This is a genomic window from Methanobrevibacter sp. (genome assembly GCF_045636185.1).
Taxonomy (GTDB): Archaea; Methanobacteriota; Methanobacteria; order Methanobacteriales; family Methanobacteriaceae; genus Methanocatella.
The window spans coordinates 1-6,035 of record NZ_JAZTXC010000156.1 but is presented as its reverse complement, the minus strand read 5'-3'; the positions used below and the strand labels follow the sequence as shown (position 1 = coordinate 6,035).

Here is a 6,035-nt window from a genome sequence, read left to right as displayed (position 1 = left end):
GAATTGAATTTTTGACGAAATTTTAATAGGTTTTTATCCAATATCATGAAAATTTATATATTTTTTCACAGTTCTTTCATAAAGAACTGTAAATTTTTTCATGTTTTATTGTAAGAATTTATTAAAAACTGTATTTGCTCTTTTCATATGATAAAAGGGTTGATATGTAATTAAAGAAGGTGATTTATTTGAAGATAAAATATGTGGCTATATTTTTAGTTCTTCTATGTTGTATCATGGGAACTGCAAGTGCGGCCGAAGATATCTCAACAGATGTTGTAAGTGATTCTGTTGATGATGCTGTTGTTGTGGATGCAGTCCAAGAGGAAATAGATGATTCTAGTATAATAGATGATACTGGGCTGACTGTTTCTGATGATACAAATATAGAAGAAATAGATGATGGTATAAAGGCTGATGAAAATAATGAAGAGTCTGAAATTGCAGATTCTGAACAAACTAGAGCAACTAGCGTTAATGCAAAAAATTGGGATAAATTATGGGAATATGCTACTGCAACAGGTACTGATTATGATATTAAATTAACTGGTACTTCTTACACTATAGGTCAAACTATCAATTTTGCAAATAATGCTAATATTATTGGAACTTCTTCAAGTTATATTACAGGAGGAAGTTCTAGTCAAACTCCTTTCCAAAGCACAGGTAGTTTAAATATTACTTTTACTAATGTTACATTTAGAGATATAGATGCAAGTGTTCTTTTTAGATTAGCTACAACAGGTAAAAATCAATTCATTAATTGTAGTTTTGATAATATCCATACTTATGCATATAAATCTTCTGTAATTTGGAATGATAAAGGATATATGAATATCAGTGGCTGTAACTTCACCAATTGTAATGATGGATTTGGTGCAATAACTAATTATGCTACTACTGGAACTGTACAAATGAATGTTGAAAACTGTAGATTTGAAAACAATACTGGTAGGATGGAACCTGGAGCAATTAATAATTGTGGCGAATTAAATGTAACTAACTGCACATTTATCCATAATGTCGCTAATTGGTGGGCTGGAGCAATCCACACTCACACATTTGCTAACACTCGTATTATAGGTTCTAATTTCACTGACAATGTTGCAGGATGGAATGGTGGAGCATTATTCTCTTATAGCACACTTGAAGTATTTAACTCTACCTTCACTGGTAACAATTGTACAACTAATACTGGAGGCGGAGCTATCTGTGGTTATAGTTATCAAGGATCAATTTATAACATTACTGTAGATTCATGTAACTTTACACATAATACTAATAAAAATTCAAATGGCCGTGGAGGAGCCATAGGTGTTCAAAATATAGGATATTTAAGTGTATGCTATTCTAATTTTATAAATAATGTTGCTACAAATGGTACTGCTATTTCTGCTATCTGTGAAGATATACCTTATTGTAATAATTGTACAAATTGTAGTTGTCCTAATTGTCCGAACTGTACAAATTGTAGCCACAATGTTTCAACTGGAGATCCAAGTTGTAAAATTTACAATAATACATTCATAAATCATACAGGGCCTGGAGATACAGTAGTGATTTCTGGAAATGATTATTTGTTTGAGAATAACACATTTATTAATTGTATACAATCAATACATTATAATGGAACTGGGAACACTTATAATGTTGCATCAACCATTTCTAATCCATCTTATTCCATTTTAAAATCTAATTTGGGTGCTACTCTAATAAGTGATGGAACTCCAAATGAACTTTATGTAAATATAAGTAGGGAAGATACTGTTGATGATGATGATGAGCAAATTGTCTCTGGTCTTGATTGGGAAAATGCATATGGTGGACTATTCGCTTATTCAGATGCTACATCTGATATAGCGAGTGAGGGTGTAATCTATGTTGCTTCAGGCACTTATTCTAATTTTTTATCTAACAGAGGAAAAACTTATACCGTAATTGGTCAAGATAACACTATATTTTCACCATTAACATTCTCAGATATGACTTTTAATAACATTACTCATACTTTCATAAATATCATTTTTGAAAAAACTTTAAAGCTTGAAACTGATTATGGTATTGGTAACAGATATTTTATAAATTGTACTTTTAGACAATCATCAATATTAATCGGAGAAACTTCTGAAAGAAATTTTGATCATGAGTCTTCTAATTATGGGTATGACTTAACTGTATTTGAAGATTGTATATTTGAAAGTATTAGTTCTGCTATTGATTGTCATAAGTATGAAAATGTAGAGTTTAAAAATTGCACATTTAAAAACATTGAAGCAGATTCTTTAATTTACACCAACTCATTATCTGAAGGTGCTATTAAAGTTGATGGTTGCAGATTTGAAAATTGTACTGTAAAAGGTGTTGCTAAATTTATTAATGATGTAGAAAATTTAATCAGTATTGAAGATTGTACATATGATTTTGAAGTGACCTCTGATGTTATTTCTGCAGATGGTGCTTTTTATATTAACACCACTCAATCTAGAGCTGATTCTAATTTAACTGTTGATATTGATGGAGACAACCTTGTAATTACCTTAACAGACAGTGAAGGCAACCCTATTACTGATGTTGATGAAATCAGTGTTGTCATCAATGAGGAGAACATTCCTTCTCAAATGGATAATGGTGTAACTACCATAAACATCAGCGACTTCACCGGAAAAGTGAATATTGCAGCTAGCTTCGCAGGAAATGCAAACTACAAAGAGTCCACTGCTACCTTAAACACTTACATCGTAGTCAAAACCGTAACTGAAGTAATCAACAACACTATTGTCGAGTATGTCAACAAGACTCTTGAGGATACTAGTATTGTTGCCAGTGCTTTGACTGCTACCGCTAAAGTTGCTAAGACCTTATCTGTAACCTTAAAGGATGCAAGCGGCAAAGCAATTGCAAACAAAGTAATTACTTACTCAATTAATGGTGTTACCAAAACTGTTAAAACTGATGCAAATGGTATTGCTAAGATCACTGTAAACCAAGCAAAAGCAGGAGCATACTATTACTCACTCTGCTTCCTTGGAGACAATGACTACAAAGCAAGCTTCAAGACAGTTAAAGTCACTGTAAACAAACAAGCAACTAAAGCAGTATTCAAGGCAAAAACATTTAAGGTAAAAGCCAAAACCAAAAAAGTGTCTTTCACCCTTAAGGATGCTAGCGGTAAAGCAATCAAAGGCAAAAAGATTACCGTTAAAGTTAATGGCAAGACTTACACTGCAACAACAAATGCTAAAGGTGTAGCAACTTTTAAAGTTAAATTAAATAAAAAAGGAAAATACACAGCTACAGCTAAATTTGCAGGAGACACAAGCTACAAAGCCATTACCAAAAAGGCAAAAATTACCTTAAAATAAGAAAAGTTTTTTAGATGAGAGGAAATGAAATACATCATTTTTCCTCTTCCTTTAATTTTTTAAAAAAAGGAATGTGATGTAAAGGATTTTATCTCTTATTCTAATCAAAAAAGATGGATTTTGGTTGGAATAATAGATAAATTTCTATAAAGAAGAATTTATCATTAGTTTAAATTTGCATATATTTTTCTCTTTGAAAACGCATTCTGTGGTTTTATTTAGGGAAAATTAATTTTCGATTGTTGAATTTTATTTTTATATAATTATAAAGGAGGATTTTTTATTTGGAAAGGTAATCGATTCTTATTGTTGTTTTCGCTTTCATTATTATTCCTATTGCTTAGCGGATGTGCTGTTTCTGCAGCAGATATAGATTCAAGTGACAGCTCTCTAAGTGCGGATAATATTGATGGTGGAGATGATTATTTTGTCGAATCTGATTATTCTTCTTTGGAATGTTCATCTCAAGACACTATGGTTGGAAGTTCTGGCATTGATTTAGAGCATGATATTGAAGGTTCCGGTGATGTTTTAGAGGATAGTATTGGCAGTGCAGTTGGTTCTGATAAGTTAAAGAGTTCTCCTGATTCAAGAGCGCTTAAGGGTAGCGGTTCCCCTTCTAACATTAATAACAACTCTGTTTATGTAATCACTCAAGCTAATTTTAGTGATTACTTTGATGAGTCTAATGTATTGAAATCCAATTATTCTGATAGGGTTCTTGTTTTTGATGGATTGTTTGATGATTTAGGTGTTTTGAAGATCTGTTCCAACAATACCTTCATCACTTCCAACAATTCCCTATTCAAAAATACAGTCTTTGATTTGGAGGCATCAGGCATTGTCTTGTCCAATATCAATATGGTGTTGGATAAGGAATTTGAGGATAATGAGTATGCTGCCATATTCTGCTATGGAGACAATATAACTGTCTATAATTGCAGCATCGTTTATGATGCTCCTGCTAACAAGACCGCTTTTGGCATATATTCTGATGGGCATCTTGATGATTTTGTTGGCTTGTCCTTGATTAACAATACTATTGATTTTAAAGGCCATGCCACCTACACAGGTTACAATTATGGCATTCTTTTAAGGAATACTCATGACAGTCTAGTCTATGGCAATAACATCAGTTGTGAGTTGCCTTTAAGAAGCGTTTCCTGGTGGGGTGGGCCTAAGGATTATGGTCAAATAAGTATGGATGCTGTAGCTGCCTTTGCTGGTGATTTCTGTGAGAATTTAACATTGTCTAACAATTACATTTATTCAAATGTAAATTACAATTCTCTTGAATTGAATGCCTATCCTACATTGGATACAGTTATCTTATATGGCTGCAGTTATTCAATCATTGAGAACAATGATATCATCAGTTATGATTTTATCACTCCTTTAGGCTATGATAATTATCTTCAGGCCTTGGATTTGTATAAGCTTGAGGATGTAACTGTTATAAGGAACAATATAACTGTGTTTACCAATGCGGGCAAGCCTTGTCAGAGCACTGCTTATCCTATTCAGATCAATGGTCCTGTAAATCATGTTAAGGTGGTTTTCAATAATCTGACTACTTCCAATCATGGCCCTAATTGTGGTATTTATTCTGAAAACTTCTATGGTGACACTTTCATTGACATTATCAGCAATTTCATCAATGTCACTGGTGATGCTACTGCTGAGGGTTATGTTGCGCATGCTTTGGTTAGCGGTATTGAGGTGCAGGATACTGGTGATAATATCTTGAATAACACCATTATAGTTACTAATCTAGGTGATTATTCTTCTAATGCCAATGTTTATGGTATTAGTTATGTTCAGAGTACTGGAGGAAAACATACTTATAACATTCAGTTTAATAATATCACCACTAATGGGAATTATGGTGTTAAGATTTTAGGAGATATCAAGAATTCCACTACTTATAATTCTACTGTTTCAAACAATGTTTTAAATACTCGGACTACTTCCAATCGTACTGGTGCTGTTACTAATAAACAGGTGAATAGTCCTAGTGGCACTATTGTTAAGAATAATACAAATGGTAGGTTTATTAATGAAATGAGTGAGGATTATTATCCTGATTGGTTGAAGGATTATGTCAGGAGTGGCAGTGGTCGTGGCACTGGTGATTTTGCTTGGATTAATCGCATATTGGATGGATTGTCTAACGGTACCGGTTTCAGTGGTGCTGTTGGAAATGGTACTTCTCATAGTGGTAGCGGAAATGCTCGTGGAAATGGTCATGGAAGTCATGATGGTGATGTTTCAGGTAATGGAACAGATTCCAGTAGTGATGCTGTTTTAGGTTCTGATCATGATGCTGCTCCAGGTGTTGGTGGTGATGCTTCTCCAAGCATTAGTGCTGCAAGTCCTAGTGATAGTGGAAGCAGTGCTGCTAACCCTAATGCCTATGAGATTGATGAGCATGACAATGTAGTTAGCAAGTCTTCAGATTATCTCCAATTAGGACTAATTTGTATTGTTGCTTTGCTGTTGTTGCTTGTCGGTTATAAGCGTCAGAAGGATAAAGAGGAAGAAGAATAGTTAAAAATTTTTGTTTATAATGGAGTGTTTGCCAAAAAATAATAGTTTTAAGCTTCATAGATTTTTAGATAATAAACCTCTAAATTTATTAGTTTTTTGGCAAATGCTTTCCTTTTTAATTTTTTA

The 6,035-nt window shown here is 33.2% G+C and carries 2 protein-coding genes; both read left to right on the top strand.

Going from position 1 to position 6,035, the window contains the following annotated elements; translation table 11 throughout:
- Positions 1-188 precede the first annotated feature (188 nt).
- Positions 189-3,362: an Ig-like domain-containing protein gene (locus ACKI3Q_RS08675; RefSeq protein ID WP_407416199.1), complete on the top strand. Its 3,174-nt coding sequence runs from the start codon at positions 189-191 to the stop codon at positions 3,360-3,362.
- A 336-nt stretch (positions 3,363-3,698) separates the two neighbouring features.
- Positions 3,699-5,909, top strand: a complete 2,211-nt coding sequence (locus ACKI3Q_RS08670) for a hypothetical protein (protein WP_407416198.1) — start codon at positions 3,699-3,701, stop codon at positions 5,907-5,909.
- Positions 5,910-6,035: the final 126 nt, after the last annotated feature.